Raw genomic sequence first — 25,283 nt, 5'->3', positions numbered from 1 at the left:
AATCTCCGCCCGTCCGCACCGCATCCCCTTCGTAGGCGAGCGGTGAAGAAGGCTCAGCCGGAGGCCAGGCGTGCCACGTCCGTAGCGCTCAGCGCCCGGTTGTGCAGCCGGAAGTCGCGCACGGCTGCGTGCAGGTAGGGGTGGGTGGTGTTCTGCGAGCGCCCCAGGTAGTTCCGGCTGGTGGCGCCCAGCAGCAGCGGACCGCTGACCATCGTGGTGTTGCGGCCGGCCTCGGTGCCGTCGACGTACAGCACGCCGGTGCCGCCGCCGAGCGTCAGGGCCACGTGTGTCCACCGGCCCACGGGCAGCGGTTCGGCTGCGTCCACGACGTCCTCCGCCTCCATACCGGCGATCTTCAGCGCGGCGCGAGCGCGCTGGGCGCCGGTGGTCGCGGCGAGGAAGAGGTAGGTCTCCTTGTGGTACCCGAGGTCGAAGATGCGGGCGGATGCGGCGAGGCTGTCGATCCGCACTCGGACACTGACGGTCAGTTCGTCCAGACCGCTCAACAGCCCCGGCGGTAAAGCCAGATGACCACTGATCCCGTCGAACGCCACGGCGGTGCCGTCGCTGTCGTGCGTCCAGGCGGCGCCGCCGGTGAGCGTTGCGTCGGCGAAGACGCCGGTGGTGTCGGCGGCTGTCGTACCGCTGCCTTCGCGCAAGGGGTAGCGGGCGATGTCTCTCTCGCGGCTCGGCCGTGGAGTGTGGGCCCAGTACACGTTGTAGTGCTGGTGCTGGACCTCGTGGAACGGACGCAGCGTGACCGGGCGGCTGTCGGCGACGGCGGTGAACTCGGTGGACGTGCCGGGAGCGGCCCGCAGGGTGTCGGGCAGGATCGTGGGGAGGGTGGCAAGGGCGGTGTCGCCGTACTCCCCGGCCAGGACCAGAGGACCGAAGGACAGCGACGACACCTGCGGGTTGTCGGGTGCGGGACGCCACACGGGCCCGCGGGGCAGGGCGAGTTCGACCACGTCGCCGGTTCGCCACAGGCGCTCCACCGTGGCGTAACTGCCGGGCCGCAGGGGCGCGACGGTCCGGCGGCCGTTGACCTCGAGGGTGGGGGGACGACCGGTGCCGGCCACCCAGGACGGGATCCGGATCCGCATCGTGAAGCGCGCGGTGCCGGCGGTGACGATCAGGCGCGTACGGTCGTCCGTCGGGTATCCAGTCTCCTGACGGAGCGTCACTCCCGGTCCGGACCAATGCACTTCGGAGGGGATGAAGAGGTTCACGTACAGGGTGGGCGGTGACTGCGGCGCGTCCGAGTGGAAGTAGATGCTGTCGGCGAACTTCGTGTGCGTCTCGAGCCCTGTGCCGTGGTCGCAGGAGAAGTTGTCGTAGTCGCCGCTGTAGCTTCCGGGTGCCGCGCCGAGGCCGCCCTTGGGCTGGCGTTGGGAGCCCGCCCACAGACCGGTGTAGTACGTGACGAAACCGTGCTCGGAGTCCGGGTCCTGCTCGCCGAGCATCTGGTTGTACAGGGTCCACTCGTAGTGGTCCATGTACTCCGCGCGATGCGGGCGGTGCAGGAAGAGCTGCCGGCCGATTTTCAGCATGTTGTAGCTGTTGCAGTTCTCGCAGGTCACCTCGGAGAGCCGGCTGACGATCTCGTCCGGCGGGCCGAAGAGTTCCTGGTTGGAGTTGCCGCCGATGGCGTAGGAGTGGTGCCGGACGACCGTTGTCCAGAAGGTGTCCGCGATGTCCAGGTACCGGGAGTCCCCGGTCGCCTCGTAACCGGGCACGGTGCCGACGACTTTGGCGATCTCGGTGTTGGCGTGCCGCCCGGCCAGCTCGTCGCGGCCGGCGGCCAGCGGCGCGTACAGGTCCTCGTGGTCGAAGCGCCGGGCGGTGCGCAGATGGGCACTGTCGCCGGTGACCTGGTAGAGCCGGGTGAGTACGTCGTTCATGCCGCCGAACTCGACCTTCAGCAAGGTCTGCATCCGCTCGTGGGACAACGGTGCCGTGCGTGCGTCCACCCAGGCGGCCTTCTCCAGCAGGACCTCGAACGCCTCCCGGTTGCCGCTCAGTTGGTACTGGTCGAGCAGGCCGGCCATGATCTTGTGCAGCGTGTAGTACGGGGCCCACGGCTTCCCGCCCGCCTCCAACTGGTCGAAGACCGACTCGGGGAAGGCGGACAGGTAGCCGCGGTGGAATCCCGCCGAGGGCGCGGCCCGCTGGCACTGCGCCAGCGCGGAGACCAGGGCGCGGCCCTTGTCGGCGTAGGCGGTGTCACCGGTGTTGGCGTGCGCCTGGGCCAGTGCGCTGAGCAGATGACCGGTGGTGTGGCCGCGCAACTGCACGTTCGGCGCCTCCCAGCCACCGCAGGGTACCGCGGTGGAGGGCAGGCCGACGTTGCCGCGCAAGGTGTGCAGGAGCCGGTCGATGTCGACGAACCGGAGGTAGGCGCAGGTGCGGCGCATGTTCTCCAGGAAGGGACTGTCGAGCAGTCGCACCTCGGAGAGCGAGAAGGCGGCGAGGAGCGGTTCCGCCTCCGGTCTGTCGGCCCCCTCGGGGTCCGCCGCGGCAGGGACCGCCGAGGGGGCTGCGTGCGCGGACGGATCCAGGGGGTTGGGGAGTGCGGTGACGGCCGCCGCGGCCGACGCCGCGAACACGATCTGACGGCGGGAAGGAGTGACGGGGACGCGCTGTGCGGGCACGCGCTGAGCTCCCTTCGGGTGGGCAGCAATGCCTTGAATCGCCAGGGATTTTGAATCGTTAAAGTCGCTGCCGGGAGACGGTATGTGCACGCACATGGGCCGTCAAGCCTTCTCGCAAGAACTGCTCGGTAGGCTGCTTGTTCGGCCTGTCGTGCATCAATGAGGGTCAGTCTGAGGTCAGTTGAAGGGGGAGACGGCGATGGCGTTGACGTGCGAGGAAGTCCTGAAGCGCGAGATCTGCCCGCAGATTTGAAACGTTCAATTCCCGGCCGTCGACACGGTACGGCGATGGGGGGTGTCGGCCAGGGTCGCTCGGGGTCGGTCGGTGCTCCGCCGACGGCACCCAACCGGCGTGCCACCGTGTGCCACCGTGTGACGCCGTGTGCCGTCAGTGTTCGTCGGGTTCGGACCGGGTGGAGGAGTCCATCGCGGCGTCGGCGTTGTCGCCCATGTCGAACACGCTCTCGCGCAGGGCGCGGATCGCGCCGTCGAGCTCGGTCACACCGTGCATCAGCCGGTCGCGCGCGGGTCCCTCGCCGATCACGGCGGCCGCGCCGTGCAGGTCCAGCCCGGCGTTGAAGATCTTCCGCACCACGCTCTCGCGGAGATCGGTGGCGATGCGGTCCCGTTCCCGGGTCAGGGACACCTCCGCCTGCAATGCCGCGTTGGCCATCAGCGAGCCCCTGATCCGGTCCCGCAGACCATGAGCGGCTACCGCGATCAGCATGCCGAGGGCGCTCCACAGCACCACGCGCCTGACGACCACCGCATCAGGCGTCGACTGAGCGATCGACGACACCGCCTGGACGGCCACGACGGCCACCACCATGCACGCCGACTCCCACCGGTGGTGGAAGAGCACCGACCAGATCAGCGGGACCAGCAGGACAAGTCCCACGCCGGAGGCCACACCTGAGGCCAGGATCAGCTCCAGGACCGAAGCGGTGTACAGCAGCGGCACCAGTACGGGAGCCCATGCCGGCAGCCGCCGCCACGGCAGCAGGAAGGCCCCGGCGCACGCGAGCAGGAGCGCCACGCTCAGCGCGTACTCCGGCCACGACTGCACGTGACCGAACGGCACCAGCACGCTGACCGTGGCCACCAGGGCAACCAATGCGAACGGCGCGGCCCTTGACGCCAGACCGGGCCGGCGGAACTGCCAACCGACGTGGTCGCCGTCGGTATCGGCCAGTGCCGGCCAGGGATCGGTTGGAGATTCCACAGCAACACCTCCGTAGGACCGAAGCACGCAAAGAACCCATCGGAAGGCAGATGCGACGGTGTGCATCGTATCCACTCGCACCGTCGGCAACCCAACGCCCATGCGCACTCGAAGCGGCCGAACCGGAAACAACGGACAGGGTCACAGCCTGTCTCCTACGATGCCCTCCCGGTCGAGCCCCGAGGGGAGCCGTACCGAGATCAACCGGAACGGAGCCCCCTGCTATGGTGCGCCGATGTCGATCAAGAAGTTCCAAGTCACCTTCGACTGCTCGGAACCTGAGCGCGTCGCCCGCTTCTGGTGCGAGGTGCTGGGGTACGTCGTACCGTCGCCGCCGGAAGGATTCGCCACGTGGGACGATTTCCATCGCTCGCTGCCGCCTGAGCGGCAGGGTGCGGGGTTCGTCTGCAGTGACCCTTCGGGCGTGGGCCCTCGCCTGTACTTCCAGCGCGTCCCCGAGGGCAAGGTCGTCAAGAACAGGGTGCATCTTGACGTGCGGGTCGGGACGGGCCTCGTGGGTGCGGAACGCCTCGCCACGCTCGAGGCCGAGTGCGCACGACTGGTCGCACTCGGCGCGGTTCAAGTGCGGGTGCTGCTTGCCGATGAGCACGATGAGTCCTGCATCGTGATGCAGGACATCGAAGGCAACGAGTTCTGTCTCGACTGAGGATGACTCCCTGCCCGCTGCGAAGGCTGCAGTCGGCCGGGCCATGGGCATCGCGGAAGGCGGTTTTCGAGGCGCGTCTTCAACGGTGAGGCTGCGCTTCGAGAGCATGCGTGCGCAGTGGGATGATCCCACCGGAGGGACGCGGTGGACATGCTTGAGCTGATGGAGTGGCTGGCTGAACGCGGAGTCACGACCGTGTTCAAGGTCGACGGGGATCGCATCGTTGACCACAGGAAGGCATGGATGGTCATGGTGAGTGGCGGGCCGCTGGGCAAGGACTCGTTCTTCCGCGCGGACTTGGCCACGGCAGACGCGTGCCTCGACTCATTGGTCGCCCACCTGGAAAGCAAGGGCCTGTCACCGTTCAGCTGATCCACGCGCCCGGGCAGCGCCGAACTGTGTGCCGTGGCTTGGGATTCAGGACGTTCGTACGACGGAGATGGACCGCGCACGCCGACCGCGCAGCACATTCGGCTCGCCCGCGGCCGCGCCCCAGATCGTCTCGGTCATGGTGGCCAGCCGGGTGTTGTTGTCGATCGGCACCTGCGCGCCGAAGCGCTCACGCACCAGCGCCGAAACCGTGTCGTGCCAGGGCACCGAGGGCGGGTCGCAGTCCCGGAAGGCGACCGGTCCGACCACTCCCAGACGGACGCCGAGAAGGGTGCCCGGTCGCAGCATCCCGCCCGCCAGGCCGTTCGCCAGCCGCCATGCGAGGTCAACCCGGGCCTGCCACGAAGCGGCATCAGCAATGTGGTTCACCTGCGGCGCCCGTGATCTCGTGTGCCGCGTCCATCGTGGCCATCCGTACCGCCCGTCGCGCGAACTCGATGCCGAGCAGCAGGCCGTTTCCGGGGCTCAGGGCCAGCACCTCCGCCGGGCGGCCTCGCTTGCGCCGGGCGGCTTCCGGTATCGAGGCGAGGACGGTGTCGTTGTCCATGAGCGTGCCGACAGCGTCGTAGAGCGTGGTGCGGGACAGACCGCACAGGGTGCCCAACTCCGATCGCGTCAGGGGACCTTGCTCATGCAACAGACGCACTACCAGGGCCTCATTGCCCTGAGGTGACCGGGACAGAGTGCCGCGTTGCTGTTGCGGCATGCCGTCGGGACGGATGTCCGTGTCGTCGCAGTCAGCATTGCGGAACGTGGGTCCCCTCATTGAGCCTCTTCAGCGTTGCCGCGCCAGGGTGAGAATGGCTTTGGCGATTGACGTCATGCGGTTGGGCTGCAGCGGGACCTGCGGCAGATCCGCCAGGACTTCAGGCGGGCCACGCCTCGTTCGACCGGTGCCCGTGCCGCGGCCAGGGCCCGGTTGACGGTCTTCTCGGCAGGGGTGAGTTCCTGCAGGGGGCCTGCGTTTGATGCGCGTGGTCAGCCAGGGGCCACCGCCCTGGTAGGCGAGATCGGCCAGGACGGGGACGCCCTGGCGACGAGCACCACGCCCGCCAGTTCGCGACCGAGTTCCTCAGCCGTGCCGAGGTCGCGGCCACGATCCGCCGCTGCCTGGAGGTCAAGCGGGCCACCGACCCTCTGCGGCATATCCCCGGCAACGAGTTGACCCGCGAGCAGTGGCAGGCCATGTGGGACGCGGATGACGGGCTGGGCGACCTCTACCGGCGCCTCGACCGTGCCTGCGCCCTCATCTACCTGCCGGACGGCTCAACGCGGCATTGCCGAAGACTCGTCGCAGCGTGCCGTCCTCAACTACTCGGCAGGGGTGCGGTTCAGTCGCTTCCCGGCTCGTACGACTCGGGCACATAGTCGTCGAACGACGGCTCGTCGGGCGCATCAAGCTGGGCGTACAGTCGCGCTCGCGTCGTCGGCCATCGGCACTCTCCCGTAGCCGGTCAGTTCGGGGGCATCCCGAGGAATCGCAGCACGGCGAGGACGCGTCGGTGGTCGGCGTCGGCGGCGGGCAGGCCGAGTTTGGCGAAGATGTTGTTGATGTGCTTGGCGACCGCGCTGTCGCTGACTACCAGTGCCTCGGCGATCGCCGCGTTGGAGCGTCCCTCGGCCATCAGCGCCAGCACCTCCCGTTCACGGGGCGTCAGCCGCTCCAACGGGTCGCTGTGGCGGCGCAGCAGCAACTGGGCGACGACCTCGGGATCCAGCGCCGTGCCGCCGTCCGCGACCCGCCGTACCGCGGCGATGAACTCCTCCACGTCGGCGACACGTTGCTTGAGCAGGTAGCCGACACCGTTGGTGTGGGCGGTCAGCAGATCGGCCGCGTACCGCTCCTCCACGTACTGCGAGAGCAGAACCACCGCCGTTTGGGGCCACTGGCGGCGGATCACCAGCGCGGCGCGCACTCCCTCGTCGGTGAAGGCCGGTGGCATGCGGACGTCGACCAGGGCAAGTTCGGGCCGGTGTTGCTCGACCGCGGTCAACAGGGCGTCCGCGTCACCCACGTCGGCTGCGATCAGGAAGCCGGCCATCTCGAGCACCTTGACGAGCCCGACGCGCAGCAGCACCGAGTCTTCGGCGATCACAGCTCGCACGGCAGCTCCGCGGTGAGGGTGGTGGGGCCTCCGGCGGGGCTGCTGACGCGGAACGTTCCGTCGACGGAGCCGACGCGTTTGGCCAGTCCGTTCAGCCCACTGCCGGCTGAGGCGTCGGCGCCACCGCTCCCGTCGTCGGTGACGTTCACGCGCAGCACCTTCCCGATCCGTTCGACGGTCACGTCCGCGCGGGTGGCGCGGGCGTGCTTGGTGACGTTGGTCAGCGCCTCGGAGACCACGAAATAGGCGACCGACTCCACGACGGGCGCTGCTCGCTCTCCGATGTCGACGCGCAGGCCTACCGGCAACGGTACCCGGGCGGCCAGGCCGGACAACGCAGCGTCCAGCCCTCGGTCTTCGAGGACCGCGGGGTGCAACCCGCGGACCAAGTCGTTGAGTTCAGCGATGGCCTCCTTCGCCTCGCGGTGCGCCTCGTCGATGGCGGTGCGGGCATCGTCCGGCAGGTCGGTGAGGGTTGCCCTGGCCAGTCCCAGATTGACCGCGAGGGAGACCAGGCGCTGCTGGGTGCCGTCGTGCAGGTCGCGTTCGATGCGGCGGCGCTCGCTGTCGACGGCTTCGATCAGGTCGGTGCGGCTCTCGGCCAGGTGCTCGACACGCAGCCGAAGCCGCTCGTTCCGGCTCGGCCCCAGCAGCGCCGGCGCGAGCCGGGCCTCGGTCCGGGCCGTCGCCCCGGCCAGCCAGGGTGCGCTGCACAGCAGCACGACGCCGCCGAGGGTGTAGAAGAACGCCTGCGGGCGTTCCTCCCCAGGCAGCGCCCAGGCCCACCCGCAGGACGTGGCGCCCGCCACCGCCACGGCCCACGCCCCGAGCACCAGCAGTTCCAGCGCCGCCAGCAACGGCCCGAGCAGCAGGTGGTATCCGACCTGTCGCCAGGTCTGGGCCGAGGACAGCCACCGCAGGGCACGCCTAGGCCACCATCGTTCCGGCGTCGGCGTCAGCCGGGGGACGTCCACACCGAGTAACGCTCGATAACGGTGTCGTTGAACAACGGTGAGTGCCGGAACGCCGACGAGGAACAGCACGAACGGTATCGGGACCACGGCCCACGCGTTCGCCTTCACGACGATGGTCACGCCCCAGACCCACTGCGACGCCAGGGCAAGGTGCAGCGGAATCCCGGCTGCCACGAAGCCGGTGTCCCGTCGCCCTCGAAGTAATGCGCGTCGCAGCGTCCGGGAACTCTTCATGACTCGACGGTAGAACGCCTGGTTACGCACATGCCATGCACCGTCCATCCGGATCGATGGTGAAGCCAGTACCACCCCCAAGTCGGACCTTTGCGTTACCGACGCGCGCACCCGCCGCAGGAAAGCTTGTCCATGTAAGGCACACAAGCCCGCATCCGGGAGGAGACGCAGCCCCATGGCCCTCGTCGATCCGGCAGCTTGCGGCGCTGCGGACGCGCTGCCCGCCGCCATCGCGGACGTGCTCTTCTTGTCGCGCACCGCTGTGCTGCGAGAGCAAGGCACCATCGACAGGAGGCGGTGGCCCGGCATGGCATTGATCGGGTGCGGCCTCGCGCTGCTGCCCTGGCTGCTGGTGCTGGCGGCCGCGCTGCCCACCGCACCCAGCGTCCCGCACTGGTCGGCCGCGTGGGTGGGGCTGGATGCGCTGGAGGCCCTGGGCCTCACCGCCACCGGAGTACTGCTGCTGCGCCGGGATCCTCGGCACCCGCTCACCGCGGCGGCAACCGCCGCGCTGCTGATCGTCGACGCCTGGTTCGACATCGTCACCTCTGCCCGCGGAGCCGAACTCGCCGCAGCGATCGCGATGGCCGCCGTCGCGGAACTACCGATGGCGGCCTTGTGCGTCGTGCTGGCCACCGCTTCCTGCCGCCCCGGCTTCCCCGGCCACGATCGTCCGCCCCACCATCGCCGACCCGATGTCACTGCGGGTGCTGCCGCCACGCCCCCGCCCACACCTCTGGAGGAGACCACGATGACCGAGCAACCCCCGGCACCGGCAAAACGCCCCCAGCCCGCCGAGCGCCCGGAAGGCGGGGGCGAGAACGCCATCGTGGACCTGTTCGTCGAACGGCTCGGGGACCGGATCGACGACCGCGTCGCCGCGTCGTTCGACGAGTTGTGCGCCGAGCGGCTGGCGGAGCCCGGCCCTCTTCAGCGAGCTGTGGTCCGCGACCGAAGGGCGGAGCTCAGGGTCCTGTTGCTCTCACTGATCCTCGGCACCGTGGCAACAACCTTCACTCCCGGCGGGACCACCGCACTGCTCATCTCCTGGGCCGGACTGGTGGTCCTCAACCTCGCCTACCTCTTCCGCCCACGCTGACACCCGACTCGGTCCGTCCCCGGAACCTCACACCAGCCGACGCGCCGTCGCCCACCCGGGCGGTGAGGGGCAGGACCTCCCGTCCGCGCTGGGTGAGGCGGTCGAGGTCCTCGTCGACCGGCGGGGCGCCGCCACGGAGTCGGCGTCGACAGCCTCATGACCAGGTACCGTTAGCGGCCAGCACTGCCGCGAGGCCGTCTTGCAGATCCTTGACGAAATACTCGGGGACCTCCAGCGACGGGAAAATGTCCTCCGGCTTCAGGTGCCCTCCATCGGACGATCCGTCGGAACCGCTCCTGTGCCCAGGCACGCGGACACTTCTCGATGTCGCGCGGGTACACACTGAGCCCCTTCAGCGTTGCCGCGCCAGGGTGAGAATGGCTTTGGCGATTGACGTCATGCGGTTGGGCTGCAGCGGGACCTGCGGCAGATCCGCCAGAACTTCAGGCAGGCCACGCCTCGTTCGACCGGTGCCCGTGCCGCGGCCAGAGCCCGGTTGACGGTCTTCTCGGTAGGGGTGAGTTCCCGCAGGGGCCTGCGTTTGATGCCCGTGGTCAGCCAGGGGCCACCGCCCTGGTAGGCGAGATCGGCCAGGACGGGGACGCCCTGGCGCTCGCAGATGCGGATGCTCCGGTGGGTGCGGGCTGGGGGTGCCCCCGGCCGAAGGCTGGGGGAGGTCAGGTCGTGGGAGCGGCCCGGCAGCGCGGGCGAGAGCCACAGCAGCCGGCCGTCCGGATCGGTGACTACCTGCACGTTCACCTCGTGCCGGCGGTGCTTGTGGGAGTAGCCGGCCCGTCCGTCGCCGACCCGGTCGCACTCGGCGAGCGTGCCGTCCAGGAGGACGAAGTCCGGATCCTGCTCGCGTAGGACCTGACTCGCTGATCCCGAACCCGGCAGCGACCTTCACCAGGGAACAGCTGTGCCGTAGAAGGGCGGAAGCCGGTCCGTCGCTTCTGGCTCGAGAAGCCAGGGGACAGCCTTGTGGGCATTCGGTGGGGTTCCGATGTGACGGCACGTCGGGTACGAGACGGGGTCTCGCGGGCTCTCGAGCAGGTTGCGAGGTGGCGTGCTGGGCGCGGGTACCGGTGGAACGGTTCGGTGTCCGGCTGCGTCGTCTCTCTCCGGGGCACGGTGGCTGTGTTCCAGAGAGGGGACAGCGAGGGCGTACGGGAGGCTTCGCCAAGTGGACAAGACGGTTCGAGGACGAGCGGGATCGCAGGCGTGCCCTCGGCGATCCGGACTGGGGGCAGCGCGCCGCGCTTCATCCGGCGGTGTGGGCCAGCATCCAGCGCTTCCAGATCGGTGAGGACGGTGACGGCGCCAACCTCGTCGGCAAGGCGGACCAGGCCGGTGACCCCGACTACGGGCAGGCGGTCCGGCTGTTCGTCGCGGAGGAACAGAACCACGCTCGTCTGCTCGCTCGTCTGCTGGCCGCGGGGGGCATGCCGACGTTGACCGGCCACTGGAGCGACGCGGTCTTCGTACGGCTGCGGCGCCTGATGGGCCTACGCATGGAACTGCTGGTGCTGATGATCGCGGAAGTAGTGGCGCTGCGTTACTACCGGGCGCTGCGCGACGGCACCGACGACGCGCTCACCGCGGATGTCGCCGGGCGGATCCTGTCCGACGAGCAGCGCCACGTCCCGTTCCACTGCGAGCGTCTGCACGTCTCCCTGACGGAGCTGCCGCGCGTCGTGCGCCGCCCGGTGATGACAATGTGGCGACTTCTTCTGCTCGCCGTCTCCCTCGTCGTCGCCGCCGACCACGGTCCGGCACTGCACCGACTCGGCATCGGACGCCTGCGATTCGTGGCCGATGTCATGGCCTCGTCCCACGCGGTGGTCTCCGCAGTGCTGGTGCCCCGCCCGGACGCATGGACGAGTGCGGGCTGACAGTCGTCGGTTCAGGAGGCGGCGGGGGTCGTGATCGAGGTCCCAGTGCCCATGACGCGCATCGCCTCAAAGCACGCTCTGGAGCTCTTGCTTCGTAGCGCCGCGGGTGCCTCGCCCCGTCCGGACGGGTGGTTCGCGCGTACCGGCAGGGGAACTCGGGCCGCATGCAAAGCCCTGTACACGGTGGCATCGCGGGCGCCGCGGGAACCACCGTCCGCAACGCCGTCACCCACGCCACCGTCATCACGCTGGAGCGCTCGCAATGAACGCGACCGGGCGGCCACTCCTGAGGGCAGGACTCATCGGCGCCGCAACCGGCATGCGCAGCCAGTGGGGACCGGCCGCCGTTGCCTGGAGCGGCGGGCGCGTTCCGGCATCGTCATCCGCACAGCCCGGTTTCTGGGACCGCCCGTGGGTGCGTGGCGCCACCCTGGCGGCCGCAACGGCGGAGTTCGTCGCGGACAAGTCGTCGCGTATCCCCAGCCGCCTCACCTTCGCCGGCCTGACGCCGCGCCTGGCTCTGGCCGCCGCGTGCGCGGTGGTGCTGGCCCGGCGCCATCACGTGTCCGCCCGCACGGCCGTCACCGCGGCGATCGGGGCCTCGAGCGCCTGTGCGTCCGCGGTCGCAGGCACCCGCTGGCGCCGCGCCAACCGCAACCACGTCGGCGCCGCGGCCGCCGAAGACGTCTTCGCAGCCGTCCTGGCCTGGAGTGCGTGCACGCCGCGCCTGACTCGGCCGGCGCCATCACAGCCATCACAGCGGCGCACACGCCGGCTGCCGGCAGAACGGGAAGCGAAGGGAAGGCCCATGGAATACGAGGTGCGCGCCGAGTACGCGGAGGTGGCTCCGGCACAGTCCGACCACCCCCGCGTCGAAACCTGGCACATGACGAAGGCGGACGAGACGGAAGCCTTGTGCGGGCAGAGTCTCGATCCTGCCGCCAAGACGCTGCCCGGCACCGCCTGGGGCACCTCCGAGGTGGACCCTTTCTGCCGCGTCTGCGGCGCGCAGTATCTCCGCCAGGGCGTCTGACCCGCCGAAGCCGGTCATTGGCCGGCGGACGCTCACGAGTCGGCAGACCGACGACTCGATGAGGCGGTGCGCGTTTGCAGGATTCCTTCGACGGCCTGCAGGAAGGTCTCCGAGATCAGTTCGGGGTCGAAGAGGCAGCCTGCGGCCATGGCGCCGTCCCGCAGCATGACGAGGTGTCGGGCTGCTGCGTCGGCGGGTGCGTCGCCGATCGGCGCCAGCAACTCCGTGATGGTCTCCAGGAACCATTGCCGGTGGGTCAGTACGGCCTTGTGGACCAGGTGGCCGGGGTCCGGGTATTCGGCCACCGCGTTGAGGAAGGCGCAGCCGCGGAAGCCGGGGGACCGGATGCCCTCGGTGATGGACCTCGCGACCGCCCTCACCTTGTCGACCGGCGAGTGGCCGCTCGCCTGGGCGGTGGCGACCTGCGCCCGGATTCCCCGGTCGGCCTGGCCGAGGTAGGCGAGTACGAGCTCTTCCTTGCCGGTGAAGTGCCGGTACAGCGTCGCCCGGGTCACCTGTGCCTCGGCGGTGATCCGGTCGATGCCGACGGAGTGGATCCCCTCGCCGTAGAAGATCCTCGTTGCTGTGCTGAGCAGCCGCGTTCGCGCTTCCGACGTGCTGCGGCCTTCCGGGCTCCGGTTCATGCGGCCCAGGATACCCAGTCGGTGAGGTAGAACGTTCGGTCTTGACAGTGGCGTGGTGGCGCCGTTTAGATCCGAGGTAGACAGAACGTTCTCCCTCGCGCTTGCGCCGCAGCACCGCCGTCGAAAGGCATTGCCATGGACACCCTCGTCGCCACCACCTCCGGCAGCATCCCGGTGACCTTGCGGAAGTTGTACTTCCTGCGGTTCGCGTTCGCCGCCGTGTGGGCCGTCCTGCTGTTCACGGCCGCCGACACGCTGGGCCCGCTGAGTGTGACGCTCCTGCTGATCTACCCACTGTTCGACGTGGCGGCCGCGGTCGTCGACGCCCGGTCCGCCAGGGCGAACGGCACTACCGCTACGCCTCTGTATGCCAACATCGTCATCAGTTCGCTGACGGTCGTCGGACTGGCCCTGGCCACCACGTCCGGTATTCCGGCCGTCCTGCGGGTGTGGGGAGCCTGGGCCGTCACCGCGGGGCTCGTGCAGCTGATCGCCGGCGCCATCCGCCGGAAGCTGGGAGGCCAGTGGGCGATGATCGCCAGTGGTGCCATCTCCACGATCGCCGGCACGTCGTTCATCGCTCAGGCAGGCAGCGACGACCCCTCACTGAAGAACCTTGCCGGCTACGCCTTCCTCGGCGGCGTCTTCTTCCTCATCTCCGCATTCCGCCTCAACTCGGCTGCCCGCCACCAGGCTTGACCCCGCGGGCTCCTCGGGAGCGTCACGCGACGCTGCCACCCGACTCCACGGAAGCCGGGTGGCAGGGCTGAGCCGACGCGTCGGGGGTAGCCGAAACAGCAGTAAGCACGGTGCCTTTGGGCGCCTTGAGGGAAGGAGCGTCATGCCGGGCATGATGGAGCGCATCAAGCAGTTCGCGAGGAGTCCCCAGGGACGGCGCGCAGCCGAACAGGCGCGCCGGGCTGCTGCCGATCCGCGTCGCCGGGCCCAGGCCCAGCGCCTGTTGGGCAAGCTCCGTGGCCAGCGCTGAGCACACGCGTCCCACGCGGGCATGAGTCGACCGGCACACACTCTCGAACGGGGATGATCGACGTGGAAGGTTCGTCGCTGCGGGCCGTGGGCTGGGCCCGCACGCTGCCGTTGGACTGCGAAGTGAAAACGGCCCGAGACTGGGCGCGTGAGCATCTGAAGTCGCTGGGTTGGACCACTACCGCTCCAGAGACGGTGGACGCCGTGGTGCTGACCGTCTCCGAGCTGGTGACCAACGCGCACAGGCACGCCCACAGCAGCGCTCAGCTCGTGATGGCCTGTGACGACAGTTGCCTGCACGTCTCCGTGCACGACAGCTCCAGCGATCTGCCGACTCCCCGCGAGGCCAGCACGGAGCGGCCCGGCGGACGTGGCATGTTCCTCGTGGACGCGGTGGCCGACACCTGGGAGTCGCACCCCTGTCCCCACGGAAAGTCGGTCAGCGCGTGCTTCCGAGCGCCCGACGCCTGAGTTCGGGCGCCCGGCCGCAGAGTCGGTGGGCTTCCGTCCCGGCAGAGCGGGGACGGAAGCCCACGGTGGTGACCAGGTGCGTCAGGCCTTGTCCTGCATGTCGCGTCGTGCGGGACTGCCCTGCTGGGCGGCCTTGGGATCCCTCTCGCCGGCCTTGGCACGCACGCCCTGGGCGATGCGGTCGCCGATGGTCTTGTCGATGTTCGACCAGTACTCGAAGGCCCGCTGGAGGACGGGTTCCGAGACTCCGTTGAGGAGATGGCCGACGACGTTGTCGACCAGGCGGTCCCGCGCGGCGTCGTCCATGACCTCGCGCACCATCGTGCCGGGCTGGCCCCAGTCGTCGTCCTCGGCGTGATTGACGTAGGCCGCGCGCGTGATGGCGCCGTCGGCCTCCCAGCTGGGCGGGGAGTAGCGGGCCGGGTCGGCCGCGGGACCGCCCTTGGAGTTGGGGGCGTACACCGGGTCGGTGGTCTTCCGGTACGCCATCGCCCCGTCCTTGGAGTACGTGTGGACGTCGACGACGGGGGCGTTCACCGGGAGTTGCTGGTAGTTGCCGCCGATCCGGTGGCGGTGTGCGTCCGCGTAGGAGAACAGCCGGGCCAGCAGCATGCGGTCCGGGCTGGGGCCGATGCCGGGGACGAGGTTGTTGGGCTGGAAGGCCGCCTGCTCGATCTCGGCGTGGTTGTCGGTCGGGTTGCGGTCCAGCGTCATCCTGCCGACCGGGATGAGCGGGTAGTCGCCGTGCGGCCACACCTTGGTGAGGTCGAAGGGGTTGAACCGGTAGTCCGCGGCGTCCTCGTACGGCATGACCTGCACGTGCAGCGTCCAGCTGGGGAAGTCGCCGTCGCGGATGTGCTCGAACAGATCGCGCGTGTGGTAATCCGTGTCGGCGGCGGCCATCTGGTCGGCCTCGTGCTGGGTGAAGCACTCGATGCCCTGGTCGGTCTTGAAGTGGTACTTCACCCAGAACCGCTCACCGGCGGCGTTGATCCACATGTAGGTGTGGGAGGTGTAGCCGTTCATGTGGCGCCAGGTCCGCGGGATGCCGCGGTCGCCCATCAGCCAGGTGACCTGGTGGGCGGACTCGGGGGAGAGGGTCCAGAAGTCCCACTGCATGTCGTGGTCGCGCAGGTTGTTGTCGGCGCGGCGCTTCTGGGAGCGGATGAAGTGCTGGAACTTCATCGGGTCCTTCACGAAGAACACCGGCGTGTTGTTGCCGACCATGTCGTAGTTGCCTTCGCTGGTGTAGAACTTCACCGCGAAGCCGCGCGGGTCGCGCCAGGTGTCCGGGCTGCCGCGCTCACCGGCGACGGTGGAGAAGCGGGTGACCAGGTCGGTGCGTGTGCCCGGCTGGAAGACGGCCGCCTTGGTGTAGGCGCTGACATCGTGGGTGACCTCGAAGTGGCCGAAAGCGCCGCTCCCCTTGGCGTGCGGCTGACGCTCGGGGATCCGCTCCCGGTTGAACTGGGCCATCTGCTCGATCAGATAGGCGTCCTGCAGCAGGATCGGACCGGCGGGTCCCACGGTGAGCGAATGCTCGTCGCTCTCGACCGGGGCGCCGGAATCGGTCGTGGTGACAGGTGGGGTCTCCGTCATCGAACTGCCTTTCGTCGTACGGCGCGGCGGCGTGCCGGGCACCTTTTTCTCGCCCGGAGCCTGTCGGTCCCGTCGGACCAGGTGACCTTGACCGGCTGCGGCAAACATCGCCTTTGCGACAGATGGGCCGGCGAGTCGTGCCCCGCGTGCGCCCAGCGGTCGATCCGGTGCCCCGAAGCGGTGGGCGCATGGCGGCCCGACGGCGCGGTGCACCGAGGGTGCCGGCGACCTGTCCGTCCGCCTGCGCACGCCTGGCCAGGATGTGCCGGTTCCGCCGGGGCCGCCACCCGAAAGGCAGGAAAGGGTGGCGGCGTCTGGTGCCCGGTCCTGACGCCGCCGGCGTTCACGGCGTCATCCGCGCCGGGAGGCCTTCACGAGCTCCGGCAGCGTGGCCAGCTTGCTGCGTGGCCTGCCCAGACGCCGCCCGCGGGACAGCTCCGCCTGTTCGATGGACGCCATCCCCCGCGCGTCCACCACATGGCGGCCGCGACGGCGCGCGAGCCGGGCGAAGGCCTTTGACGAGGCGGTGGGCCTGGACAGGGTGCCCGCGACGGCGTCGGAGAGCAGCGTGCCGACGGTTTCCGCGGCGCATGCGCGGTTCGCGCCGATGCCGCCCCGGGAGCCGCGCTTGATCCACCCCACCACGTACGTCCCCGGCAGTCCGGCCACCCGGCCGTGCTCGTGCGGAATGGTGCCGGAGGACTCGTCGAAGGGCAGTCCCGCCACCGGCGTCCCCTGGTAGCCGATCGCCCGCAGCACCATCCCGGCCGGGATCACGGTCGGCCCCGCCGCACCGGTGACTCGAACGGAACGGATCGCCGCGGTGCCCTCGTCACCGGCCAGTTCCCTGGGCTCGGAGTGGAAGCGCAGCACGATGCGCCGGCCCGGTCCCGCCGGGCGCGACCACTCCATCGCCGTACGGGGCACGTCACGCAGCACGGCGGCGATGGCGTCGGGGCCCGCCGTGTCGATGGCGGCGGCGATGCGGGGGTCGTGGTCGTCCACGACCAGTTCCACGCCGGGCAGTTGGGCCAGAGCGAGGAGTTCGGGCCGGGTGCAGGCGGTGTCCTCGGGGCCGCGCCGGCCGAGGAGCACCACCTCGCGTACGGCGCTGTCGCGCAGCGCCCGCAGCGCGTGGTCGGCGATGTCGGTGGCGGCCAGTGCGTCGGGGTCGGCGACCAGGATGCGGGCGACGTCGAGGGCGACGTTGCCGTTGCCGACCACCACGACGCGCTCGGCGGAGAGGTCGACGGCGTCGGGTGCGATGTCGGGGTGGGCGTTGTACCAGGCCACGAACGTGGTCGCCGAGAGGCTGCCGGTGCGGTCCTCGCCGGGGACGCCGAGCCGCCGGTCGCCCGAGGCGCCCACGGCGTACACGACGGCGTCGTGGTGGGCGGCGATCTCGTCGACGGTGACGTCCACACCGGCCCGGACCCCCAGCAGCATGCGCACCCGGGGATGGTTGTGGAAGCGCGCGAAGGTCTCGCCGACCTTCTTGGTGGTGGGGTGGTCGGGGGCCACGCCGTAGCGCACCAGGCCGCCGGCGACCGGGAGCCGGTCGATCAGGGTGACCTCGGCGTTGGTGTGCAGGAGCAGGTCCTGGGCCGTGTACATGCCCGCCGGCCCGGTGCCGACGACCGCGATGCGCAGCGCGGGGAAGTCCGCCGGCAGCGTGCGCTCGAACGCGGGCCTGTCCCAGGCGTGGAAGATCGGGCTGCCGGCGGCCGGCTCGGGCGTCGGGGCGTCGGCGTAGTAGGCGGCGTTGATCGCGGCGAACACCTTCTGCGGGCCGGTGAGTTCGTCCGCCGGGTGGATCGCGTCCACCGGACAGGCGTCGGCGCAGGCGCCGCAGTCGATGCAGGCCACGGGGTCGACGTGGAGCATCTCGGTGCTGCCGAACGCCCGTTCCTGCGGCGTCGGATGGATGCAGTTGACCGGGCACACGGCGACGCAGGTGGCGTCGCTGCAGCAGGTCTGAGTGATGACGTAGGGCATGGTGTCCGCTCTGATCGGCTGTGCGGGCCTGTTCGGTCAGATGAGGTGGGCGCGCTTGTAGAACGCCAGGGCCGGCTTGGTGAGCAGCCGGGCCGAGGCCAGGAAGTCCATCAGCCCGGAGCAGCTGGAGCGCATCATCGCCTTGTGGTGCTCGTTGGACCGCGCCGCCGCCAGCGCCCGTTCCGGGTCCAGCCCGGCGTTGGCGTAGACGCCCTTGTTCACCATGCTCGTGACGATGACGTACGCGGCCACCGCGATCACGAAGGCGTGGATGTGCCGGCGTACCGGTCCTGCCTTCGCGAGGTTCTTGCGCGTCTCGTCGCGGGCGAACTTCATGTGGCGGGATTCCTCGACCACATGGATGTTGTTGATGGTGCGGACGAACGGGACGACCCTCTCGTCGCGCATCCAGTCGCGCTGCATGACGTCCAGGACCTCCTCGGCGACGAGGATCGCCGCATACGCGGCCTCGCCGAACGCGAGGGTCTTGAACGCCCGGCCGAGTTCGACCGCCACGCGGCGCGGCCGGTAGGCCGGCGCCCCCAGCTTCTTCGCCCCGCGCGCGAACATGATCGAGTGGCGGCACTCGTCGGCGATCTCGGTGAGCGCCCACTGGACCGCGTCGTCGCCGGGGTCCTTGGCGTAGACGTCGCGCAGGATCAGCTGCTGGAGGATCATCTCGAACCATATGCCGGTGCTGGCGACGGAGGCCGCTTCGTGCCGCGTCAGCTCCTTGCGCTGCGCCTCGGTGAGTTCGTCCCAGTACGAAGTCCCGTACAGCGTGCTCCACTCCGGGCTGGCGCCGTGGAAGTCCGTGTCCAGCGGCGTCTCCCAGTCGACCTCCGTCAGGGGGTCGTAGGAGAGCTTCGCGGACGAGTCGAGCAGCCGGCCGGCGACGCGGGCGCTCGGCGCGGCGGTCTCAACGTCCGGACGGGTCGTGCTGCTTGCCATGCTCCAACTCCTCAGCTCGGATGACGGACCCACGTCCGTTTATGCGTGGTGCATGTGATCGCGTTCCGCGTGGTGCAGAGGACCGCGGCGAAGCCGATCGCGCGCAGGGGGCAACCGAGTCCGCGCCCGGGGACAGTCGAATCCGTGCCTGCCCGGCGGACGTCTCGGACCTCCGTCGGCGCTCGCGCGGTGAGCCAGTTCGACGGCGGCGAAGGCGGCAGGCGCTGGTGGCGCCGCAGCCCTTGTTAGACGCAATGTATAACAAGGGTCAGTGGCGTGCCTACCCGCGAGTAAGGAAGTTCTGTGCGGGAAGCGTTGGGATGGTCAACCCCAGCCGTACGCGTACGCCGCGACCCAGGTGATGTCGAGCTGTGCGCTGCTTCCGGGCGCCGCCCCCGGCCCTTCCAGGGCGCTCTCGTTCTGCATCACCCACGACAGCGGGCCGTCCGGCACGCCCCGCGTGTCGCTGCCGGTCTCCCGCCCGTCTACGAAGAACCGCACCTTCCCCGGGGTCCATTCCGTGGACACCGTGTGCCACTGCGTCCAGTCGTCGCTGCCGGGGAAGGAGCCCTGCTCGCCGCCGCCGCAGGGATGGTGGAAGGCGGTGAGCGAGCCCGTCCACTCGCCCTCGGGATGGTCCATCTCGCAACCGCCGCCGTAGTGCAGCCAGGCGGACTTGTAGCCCGGGGCCAGTTTCGTCACCTTGATGCGCGCGCTGTACTTGCCGTAGGTCATCTGCATGACCGCTCGCGGTACGACTGCGGCGGCATGCACCGGGCCTCCGTCGGAGGGCCGCCACATCCGGATGAACATCCTCCCGTCGCCATCGGCCGCAGGACCGACGCTCACGGTGTCCTCCGGGTGGTACACACCCACCACGTCGCGGCCCCGGCTGTTGGCCGTGTCGCGCCAACCGGTCGGGTACGCCCACCAGTTGTCCCGGAACTTCCCCGTCAGCCCTTCGCAGTAGGCGCCCGAGGTGTCGACGTTGTGATCACAGTCGCTGAACGAGCCGAGCGGTACCCGGTCGCCGTTGAAGTCCTCCGCGAGGACCTGCCAGAACGGCCCGCAGTCGCCCCGGGGCAGACTCGCGCTCGTCGTGTGACAGGCGTCGGCGGACGCGGGCGCGGCGTCGGCCCGGGGGAGCCACAGCAGTGCGGCGACGAGCATGAGGCCCGCGGACAGAAGCAGACCTCGCCTCCTGTGGTGCGGCGCTGCGTGCGAACCCATCCCAGGCTCCTCGAGGCTCGGCTGCCGGCCGTGTCCGTGCGTCGTCGCGAAGGGACATCGTCGCTCGCGAGGCCGCGCGACGCCATCCCCGGGGAGGACACCGAACCGGACGCCGATGCTCCGACGCACCTACCGGCAGCCGGGTTCACCCGCAGGACAGCAGGCCCTCCTGCTGCTTCGCCGTCAGGACGCGATGGACGCTCCCATTCACCTGGGAGCGGAACGCCGGGCTCTCTGCCATCCGGATCTGAACCGCCTTGGCCATCGTCGGGATCAGGTTCGGGTCGACGGTCAGCACCAGGTCCCCGCCTGCCGACAGGAAGTTCAGGGCCCTCCTGGCCGGGGGCACGGCCTTCACGGCGACCGCCTGGCCGAGGTCGTCCGAGACGACCACGCCCTTGAACCCGAGGTTCTTGCGGAGCAGTCCCTGGATCACCGTGGAGGAGAACGCGGCCTGACGTTTCGGGTCGATCCTGCTGTAGATGGCCGAGGAGATCATGACGAAGGGCGCACCGGCCTTGATGCCCGAACGGAACGGGTCCAGGCTCGAACTCGTGCTCGTCGTCACCGAGTCCACGACGTTCGCCGTGGTGTCGGTGTTGCCGCGGACGTTGCCGAGCCCCGGGAAGTGCTTCAGCGTGGCCAGCACCTTCGACTGGGCCATGCCGGCGGCGAACGCGTTGCTGTGGGGGGTCACCGTCGCGGCCGTGTGGCCGAACTCGCGGTCGTAGAAGCCGATCGGGGCGTTGTTCCTGCCCAGGGCGGCCGGGACGACATCGGCGACGGGTGCGAGGTTCAGATTCACACCGGCCGCCCTGAGCTGCCCCGCCCATGTGGCGGCCTGACTGCGCAGGTACGACGTCGACCAGCCTCCCTGCACCAAAGCGCTCGGCATGGTCGAGAACCCGGGACCGGACAGCACCTGTACGCGCCCGCCCTCCTGGTCGGTCGACACCAGCAGGGGAACGCGACGTCCGGCCACCGTGTCGGCCTTCGCCTGGAGACCGTCGACGAGTGTCCTGATCGCCTGCGTGCCCGCGCTGCTGCGCCCGGCCAGGAACACCGATCCGACGTGGTACTGGCGCATCAGCTGGATCTTGTGCTGGTCGGGCTTCGACGGGGTGACGGCGCCCATGAAGAGCTGACCGACGCGCTGCGGGACCGTCATCGCCCCGAAGGTCTCGTCGACGCAGGTCGTGGCCGCGTTCCTGGCCGCGGGGGCCGGCGCGTGCGGTTCGACGGCGGCGTGCGACGTGCACGCGCCGGCGAGGCTTGTGGCCGCGAGCGACAGCGCCACCACGGGAACGGGCCAGACTGCCCGCATCTTGCCCGACCGACGGTTCTGCGCCTGCTGAGAATTCATGGAAGGTCCCTCGCGGCGCGCCCAGTACGGACCGGGTACCCCTGGGGTGGCCGCCGACGACGGTCTCTCGTCCCGTCCGAGAAACCTACATCCATTCGGCGGTATGCGCCTGCGCGGACGTCGCCGTGAGGAGGGTGGTCGGGCGCCGTTCTCTTCTGCAGGGCCGAGAGCGCTCTCCGGTTTGCTGGGTGCCCGCTGAGTGCCCGCTGAGTGATCGCTGTCGCATGTCTATTGACCTGCGCAGATTGGTTGTGTTTGGCTCAGTGGATCTAGGGGGCGAAGTGAGTCAGGGTATGGGGAGATTCATCCGAATCGTGGGCGCGGTGGCCGGCGTACGCAGGCACGCGCCTCCTCTCGGCGGCCCGTAGCGGCCTCCGTCCGCCGAGCCCGTTCCGTACGTCGAGTACGCCCGCCAGGCCCAGCACGTCCTATGTGTCTGCCTTCGCCGGATTCGCCCGGTGAACAGGGTGCGAACGAGGCCGGAATCGATCCGGAACCCCGGGGTACTTCTTTCCGTCCTACTCGAACGGGTGGGTGGGACAGGTGGGGCGCGTGACATGGCCAGGATCTAGTGAAGCGGTTCGGAATTGATAGACAGACGGTCTCAACTGGGGGCAAGACTCTGGGCCGTGGCGGCGGTCGCGGTTCTCGGATTCCTCATAGCGCTGGAATTCGCCGTGCGCCACTACGGCCTGCCGGGGCCGATCACCGCACAGGCACGCGAGGTCATATGCCCGCCGAAGTCGGGTGGACTGCTGTACGCCGGCATGGCGTTGATGATGGTGGTGCTCACCTGGCGGCAGCGTTTCATGGCGCTCGGCGCGGCGATCGGCATTGACATCGTTATCTGGGTGGTGCGTTGGCTCGCCGACATAAGAGTGACCCATGGCCACCCCTTCGGCAACGGTGCGCTCTGGGTGATCCTGGGCTGTGCGGTTGTCGCCGTCACCCGCCGCACCGGCCCGGAACGCGTCCTGCTGCTGAAGGGTGTCGGACTCGCCCTGCTGCTGGTGGCGGGCCGCAAGACCGGCGACGCCTGGCTGTTCATCACCTCCAAGACCCGTCCCATGGTGCTCGACCAGTACGTGGCGACCGCCGACCACGCGCTGGGCAACCCGTCCTGGCTGCTGGGGCGGATCGTCACCGCCTCCGGCCCCGTCGGCTTCAACTTCCTCGACTTCGTCTACGGCCAGCTCCCGGTGGCCGCGGTCGTGGTCGCGCTGTACCAACTGCGCCATGTGGCCGCCGAGCGCCGCTTCCCGCGCCACCACCTGGTGCGCACGTTCCTCGTGATAGGTCTCGTCGGGCCGGTCTTCTACATGATCTTCCCGGTGGTCGGCCCGGTCTTCGCCTACGGCACCGGCGCCGAACACTGGGAGGGGGTCAGCCTGTGGGCACCGCACATGCCGCCCAGTGCGCCCTGGGCCGTGGCCGACCTGTGGCCGGGGACGCTGTCTCCGATCGGTGCCCCGCAGTCGATGTCGTTCGATGAGATCACCCCGCGCAACTGCATGCCGAGCCTGCACACCGCGTGGGCCACGGCGATCTTCATCCACTCCCGCAAGGGCCCGCGCGCACTGCGCTACGCCGGCACGTTCTGGCTCATCGCCACCCTCGCCGCGACGCTCGGCTTCGGTTACCACTACGGCGCCGACCTCATCGCCGGCGTGGTGTTCACGCTCACGATCGAGGCGGCCCTGCGCGCCTTCGACCACGGCTGGGACCGGTCGGGGGTCCGGCTGGTCGCCTACGGAGCGACCGTCTTCGCCGCCCTCCTGGTGTCCTACCGCTATCTGCCGCTGAAGATGGCCGGACACCCCTGGCTGGCCGGTCCCCTCCTTCTCCTCGCCATGGTGTCGGTCGTCTACGGCTACGTACGGACCACCACGTCATGGGAGCCGGGAATGGTGCGTGGGCCGCGGCCGGCCCCGCAGCCCGAACTGATCTGACGCGACGCCGTATCGGCCAGGGACCGGCAGCTGCCGGTCCCTGGCCGACTCTTGACTGTATTGGTCCAGTCCAATAGCTTCACTTCGCACAGAACCGCACAAGGCACAACACCCCCCACCCGCCACATGGTTGGCGGGACATCCCCCATCCGGGAGGGCCCCTGTGGTTTCGCGACGTTCCTTCCTGGCCGCGGCAGGTTCCGTCACCGCCGCGACTGCGCTCGGCCCGTTCTCGCCGTCGGCCTCCACGGCAGCGGCAGCGGGCGTCTCGCTCCCCGTGAAACTGGCGAACAACTCCGGCCAGGACACCGTCTACGCCTACATCTCAGGTTCCGACAGCAGCGGCTGGCCGGTCTTCGTCTCGGCGAACGGCGCCCTGAACCGGCTGCCCAATCCGTCCTCCCCGGTGACCCCCATCGCCGACTACTCCATCGCGCTGGGCGCCTCAGGCTCGGCCGGCACCACCGTCAACCTGACCGACTACATCATCGGCGGCCGTGTCTGGTTCTCGGTCGGCAAGAAGCTCCAGTTCTTCGTCAACCCGGGCACCGTGCCCGGCGTGGTGCAGCCCGCCCTGGTCAGCTCCGACCCCAACTGGGCCACCAACTGGACGTTCTGCGAGTTCACCTTCAACAGCGCCAACCTCTACGCGAACATCTCCTACGTCGACATGGTCGCGCTGCCGATCTCGATGGCCAGCACCGGCAGCGGCGGCAACCAGTCGGTCAGCCCACTGCCCGCCGGCGCCCTCGCCTCCATCGCCACCGGCCTGCAGACCCAGCACGCCTCCGACGGAGCCCCCTGGGACAGACTGGTGGTCACCGACTCCTCCGGCGCGGTGCTGCGCGTCATGTCGCCCTCGCACGCACCGGTGGACTTCGGCGGCTACTGGGACGACTACCTGAACCGGGTCTGGAGCCACTACGCCTCCACTCCGCTGACCATCAACGGCCAGGGCAGCATCGGCTCCTACACCGGCACCGTCTCCGGGAACGCCATCGTCTTCTCCGGCCTCAACACGAACGGCGTGCCGTTCACCAAGCCGAGCGCCGTCGACATCTTCGGCTGCGCGTCCGGTCCCCTCTACAACTCCGGGGCCGACGCACGCGGAGCGATAGCCGCCCGGCTCGCCGCCGCGCTCAACCGCAGCTCGCTCCTCGTCTCCGGCGGGAACAACCAGCCGGACGGCGTGACGCCCTCGCAGTACTACCAGGACTCGATCACGAACCACTACGCACGCCTCGTCCACAAGTACGCGAACATCGGCTACGCCTTCCCCTACGACGACGTCGGCCCCACCGGCTCGGCCCCCGTCGACGGGCACATCCAGGACGGGGCGCCCACCTCGTGGAGCATCACGCTGGGCGCCGGCGCCTCCGGCGGAGGACCGGGCGGCGGCTCGGGCACCAGCGCCTACGGCACCATCCAGGCCGAGTCCTATTCGGCACAGAACGGGACCACCACCGAGAGCTGCTCCGACACCGGCGGCGGCAGCGACGTGGGCTACATCTCGAACGGCGACTGGCTGAAGTTCTCCTCCGTCGATTTCGGTTCGGCCTCCCCGAGCCAGTTCAAGGCCCGGCTGGCGTCGGGTGCCGCCGCGGGCATCAGCGGCGCCATCCAGGTGCGGCTCGACAGCGCCGGCGGCACGAAGATCGCCGAGATCGACTTCGCCAACAACGGCGGCTGGCAGAACTGGCAGACCGTCCCCGCCAACATCGTCGCCTCCGCCACCGGCGTCCACGACGTCTACCTGGTCTTCTCGGGCAGCACTTCGGACTTCACCAACATCAACTGGTTCACCTTCGCCCGCTGACCCTCCGGCCT

At 69.6% G+C, this 25,283-nt stretch carries 21 protein-coding genes and 4 pseudogenes; 9 read left to right on the top strand and 16 right to left on the bottom strand.

What is annotated here, in order from left to right; genetic code table 11:
• Positions 1-53: 53 nt before the first annotated feature.
• Together ACIBN2_RS37765 and ACIBN2_RS37760 are read right to left on the bottom strand one after the other, a co-directional pair.
• Entirely contained in the window at positions 54-2,651 is a 2,598-nt protein-coding gene (locus ACIBN2_RS37765) for a beta-L-arabinofuranosidase domain-containing protein (protein ID WP_399141429.1), read from the bottom strand.
• A 388-nt stretch (positions 2,652-3,039) separates the two neighbouring features.
• The gene (locus ACIBN2_RS37760) at positions 3,040-3,873 is read right to left on the bottom strand and encodes a hypothetical protein (RefSeq protein ID WP_399141427.1); all 834 of its coding nucleotides are present in this window, start codon (positions 3,871-3,873) and stop codon (positions 3,040-3,042) included.
• 235 nt (positions 3,874-4,108) lie between these two features.
• Here ACIBN2_RS37760 and ACIBN2_RS37755 point away from each other — a divergent pair, with 235 nt between their 5' ends.
• Both ACIBN2_RS37755 and ACIBN2_RS37750 read left to right on the top strand, forming a co-directional pair.
• On the top strand, positions 4,109-4,540 hold the full coding sequence (locus tag ACIBN2_RS37755) for a VOC family protein (protein ID WP_399141426.1): 432 nt from the start codon (positions 4,109-4,111) through the stop codon (positions 4,538-4,540).
• A 150-nt stretch (positions 4,541-4,690) separates the two neighbouring features.
• Positions 4,691-4,912, top strand: a complete 222-nt coding sequence (locus ACIBN2_RS37750; RefSeq protein ID WP_399141424.1) for a hypothetical protein — start codon at positions 4,691-4,693, stop codon at positions 4,910-4,912.
• A gap of 45 nt (positions 4,913-4,957) precedes the next feature.
• Here ACIBN2_RS37750 and ACIBN2_RS37745 read toward each other — a convergent pair whose 3' ends face one another.
• The 5 genes and pseudogenes from ACIBN2_RS37745 to ACIBN2_RS37725 form a co-directional block, all read right to left on the bottom strand.
• On the bottom strand, positions 4,958-5,299 hold the full coding sequence (locus ACIBN2_RS37745) for a hypothetical protein (protein ID WP_399141422.1): 342 nt from the start codon (positions 5,297-5,299) through the stop codon (positions 4,958-4,960).
• Complete coding sequence (locus tag ACIBN2_RS37740) at positions 5,283-5,576, bottom strand: hypothetical protein (protein ID WP_399141420.1); 294 nt, start codon at positions 5,574-5,576, stop codon at positions 5,283-5,285. Before ACIBN2_RS37740 ends, ACIBN2_RS37745 begins: the two co-directional genes overlap by 17 nt.
• Before the next feature lie 129 nt (positions 5,577-5,705).
• A pseudogene (locus ACIBN2_RS37735) lies at positions 5,706-5,978 on the bottom strand (transposase family protein); the annotation flags it as partial.
• Positions 5,979-6,384: 406 nt separating this feature from the next.
• Entirely contained in the window at positions 6,385-7,035 is a 651-nt protein-coding gene (locus ACIBN2_RS37730; RefSeq protein WP_399141418.1) for a LuxR C-terminal-related transcriptional regulator, read from the bottom strand.
• On the bottom strand, positions 7,023-8,243 hold the full coding sequence (locus ACIBN2_RS37725) for a histidine kinase (protein WP_399141416.1): 1,221 nt from the start codon (positions 8,241-8,243) through the stop codon (positions 7,023-7,025). The genes ACIBN2_RS37730 and ACIBN2_RS37725 overlap by 13 nt, the downstream gene beginning before the upstream one ends.
• Before the next feature lie 307 nt (positions 8,244-8,550).
• On the opposite strand from ACIBN2_RS37725, the gene ACIBN2_RS37720 reads away from it, so the two are divergent.
• Positions 8,551-9,342, top strand: a complete 792-nt coding sequence (locus ACIBN2_RS37720) for a hypothetical protein (RefSeq protein ID WP_399141414.1) — start codon at positions 8,551-8,553, stop codon at positions 9,340-9,342.
• Between the two features lie 55 nt (positions 9,343-9,397).
• On the opposite strand, the pseudogene ACIBN2_RS37715 reads toward ACIBN2_RS37720, so the two are convergent.
• The 3 pseudogenes from ACIBN2_RS37715 to ACIBN2_RS37705 all read right to left on the bottom strand — a co-directional run.
• Positions 9,398-9,469, bottom strand: a pseudogene (locus tag ACIBN2_RS37715) (DNA-binding response regulator); the annotation flags it as partial.
• A gap of 27 nt (positions 9,470-9,496) precedes the next feature.
• A pseudogene (locus ACIBN2_RS37710) lies at positions 9,497-9,689 on the bottom strand (epoxide hydrolase); the annotation flags it as partial.
• Positions 9,690-9,694: 5 nt separating this feature from the next.
• Positions 9,695-10,282: pseudogene (locus ACIBN2_RS37705) on the bottom strand (transposase family protein); the annotation flags it as partial.
• Between the two features lie 166 nt (positions 10,283-10,448).
• On the opposite strand from ACIBN2_RS37705, the gene ACIBN2_RS37700 reads away from it, so the two are divergent.
• Both ACIBN2_RS37700 and ACIBN2_RS37695 read left to right on the top strand, forming a co-directional pair.
• Positions 10,449-11,234, top strand: a complete 786-nt coding sequence (locus ACIBN2_RS37700; RefSeq protein WP_399141463.1) for a ferritin-like domain-containing protein — start codon at positions 10,449-10,451, stop codon at positions 11,232-11,234.
• A gap of 262 nt (positions 11,235-11,496) precedes the next feature.
• On the top strand, positions 11,497-12,267 hold the full coding sequence (locus ACIBN2_RS37695) for a hypothetical protein (RefSeq protein WP_399141412.1): 771 nt from the start codon (positions 11,497-11,499) through the stop codon (positions 12,265-12,267).
• Positions 12,268-12,299: 32 nt separating this feature from the next.
• Here ACIBN2_RS37695 and ACIBN2_RS37690 read toward each other — a convergent pair whose 3' ends face one another.
• Positions 12,300-12,911, bottom strand: a complete 612-nt coding sequence (locus ACIBN2_RS37690; protein WP_399141410.1) for a TetR/AcrR family transcriptional regulator — start codon at positions 12,909-12,911, stop codon at positions 12,300-12,302.
• A gap of 135 nt (positions 12,912-13,046) precedes the next feature.
• Between ACIBN2_RS37690 and ACIBN2_RS37685 the strand changes: the two genes are divergently transcribed.
• Entirely contained in the window at positions 13,047-13,610 is a 564-nt protein-coding gene (locus ACIBN2_RS37685; protein WP_399141408.1) for a hypothetical protein, read from the top strand.
• A gap of 342 nt (positions 13,611-13,952) precedes the next feature.
• Entirely contained in the window at positions 13,953-14,369 is a 417-nt protein-coding gene (locus ACIBN2_RS37680) for an ATP-binding protein (RefSeq protein WP_399141406.1), read from the top strand.
• A gap of 81 nt (positions 14,370-14,450) precedes the next feature.
• Here ACIBN2_RS37680 and ACIBN2_RS37675 read toward each other — a convergent pair whose 3' ends face one another.
• From ACIBN2_RS37675 to ACIBN2_RS37655, 5 genes are all read right to left on the bottom strand, one after another.
• Positions 14,451-15,968, bottom strand: coding sequence for a catalase (locus tag ACIBN2_RS37675; protein ID WP_399141405.1), 1,518 nt, complete (start codon positions 15,966-15,968; stop codon positions 14,451-14,453).
• Between the two features lie 351 nt (positions 15,969-16,319).
• Positions 16,320-17,963 (bottom strand): FAD-dependent oxidoreductase, encoded by a 1,644-nt coding sequence (locus ACIBN2_RS37670; RefSeq protein WP_399141403.1) that lies wholly within the window; start codon positions 17,961-17,963, stop codon positions 16,320-16,322.
• Between the two features lie 36 nt (positions 17,964-17,999).
• Entirely contained in the window at positions 18,000-18,914 is a 915-nt protein-coding gene (locus tag ACIBN2_RS37665; protein WP_399141401.1) for a diiron oxygenase, read from the bottom strand.
• Between the two features lie 324 nt (positions 18,915-19,238).
• Positions 19,239-20,144 carry a glycoside hydrolase family 16 protein gene (locus ACIBN2_RS37660; RefSeq protein ID WP_399141399.1) on the bottom strand — a complete coding sequence of 302 codons (906 nt, stop codon included), beginning with the start codon at positions 20,142-20,144 and terminating at the stop codon, positions 19,239-19,241.
• Positions 20,145-20,289: 145 nt separating this feature from the next.
• Entirely contained in the window at positions 20,290-21,507 is a 1,218-nt protein-coding gene (locus tag ACIBN2_RS37655) for a glycoside hydrolase family 3 N-terminal domain-containing protein (RefSeq protein WP_399141397.1), read from the bottom strand.
• 629 nt (positions 21,508-22,136) lie between these two features.
• Here ACIBN2_RS37655 and ACIBN2_RS37650 point away from each other — a divergent pair.
• Both ACIBN2_RS37650 and ACIBN2_RS37645 read left to right on the top strand, forming a co-directional pair.
• On the top strand, positions 22,137-23,456 hold the full coding sequence (locus ACIBN2_RS37650) for a phosphatase PAP2 family protein (RefSeq protein WP_399141395.1): 1,320 nt from the start codon (positions 22,137-22,139) through the stop codon (positions 23,454-23,456).
• Positions 23,457-23,619: 163 nt separating this feature from the next.
• Entirely contained in the window at positions 23,620-25,272 is a 1,653-nt protein-coding gene (locus ACIBN2_RS37645; protein ID WP_399141393.1) for a beta-1,3-glucanase family protein, read from the top strand.
• Positions 25,273-25,283: the final 11 nt, after the last annotated feature.

It is taken from the genome of Streptomyces sp. NPDC050534, from assembly GCF_044457745.1.
Lineage (GTDB): Bacteria > Actinomycetota > Actinomycetes > Streptomycetales > Streptomycetaceae > Streptomyces.
Note: the sequence above shows the minus strand (reverse complement) of the source record. Positions and strands in the feature narration are given on the sequence as shown.

Coding starts and splice junctions, on each gene's coding strand:
- ACIBN2_RS37755 (WP_399141426.1), top strand. CDS start 4,109: ATGTCGATCAAGAAGTTCCAAGTCACCTTCGACTGCTCGGAACCTGAG.
- ACIBN2_RS37750 (WP_399141424.1), top strand. CDS start 4,691: ATGCTTGAGCTGATGGAGTGGCTGGCTGAACGCGGAGTCACGACCGTG.
- ACIBN2_RS37725 (WP_399141416.1), bottom strand. CDS start 8,243: ATGAAGAGTTCCCGGACGCTGCGACGCGCATTACTTCGAGGGCGACGG.
- ACIBN2_RS37720 (WP_399141414.1), top strand. CDS start 8,551: ATGGCATTGATCGGGTGCGGCCTCGCGCTGCTGCCCTGGCTGCTGGTG.
- ACIBN2_RS37695 (WP_399141412.1), top strand. CDS start 11,497: ATGAACGCGACCGGGCGGCCACTCCTGAGGGCAGGACTCATCGGCGCC.
- ACIBN2_RS37690 (WP_399141410.1), bottom strand. CDS start 12,911: ATGAACCGGAGCCCGGAAGGCCGCAGCACGTCGGAAGCGCGAACGCGG.
- ACIBN2_RS37685 (WP_399141408.1), top strand. CDS start 13,047: ATGGACACCCTCGTCGCCACCACCTCCGGCAGCATCCCGGTGACCTTG.
- ACIBN2_RS37680 (WP_399141406.1), top strand. CDS start 13,953: ATGATCGACGTGGAAGGTTCGTCGCTGCGGGCCGTGGGCTGGGCCCGC.
- ACIBN2_RS37675 (WP_399141405.1), bottom strand. CDS start 15,968: ATGACGGAGACCCCACCTGTCACCACGACCGATTCCGGCGCCCCGGTC.
- ACIBN2_RS37670 (WP_399141403.1), bottom strand. CDS start 17,963: ATGCCCTACGTCATCACTCAGACCTGCTGCAGCGACGCCACCTGCGTC.
- ACIBN2_RS37665 (WP_399141401.1), bottom strand. CDS start 18,914: ATGGCAAGCAGCACGACCCGTCCGGACGTTGAGACCGCCGCGCCGAGC.
- ACIBN2_RS37660 (WP_399141399.1), bottom strand. CDS start 20,144: ATGGGTTCGCACGCAGCGCCGCACCACAGGAGGCGAGGTCTGCTTCTG.
- ACIBN2_RS37655 (WP_399141397.1), bottom strand. CDS start 21,507: ATGAATTCTCAGCAGGCGCAGAACCGTCGGTCGGGCAAGATGCGGGCA.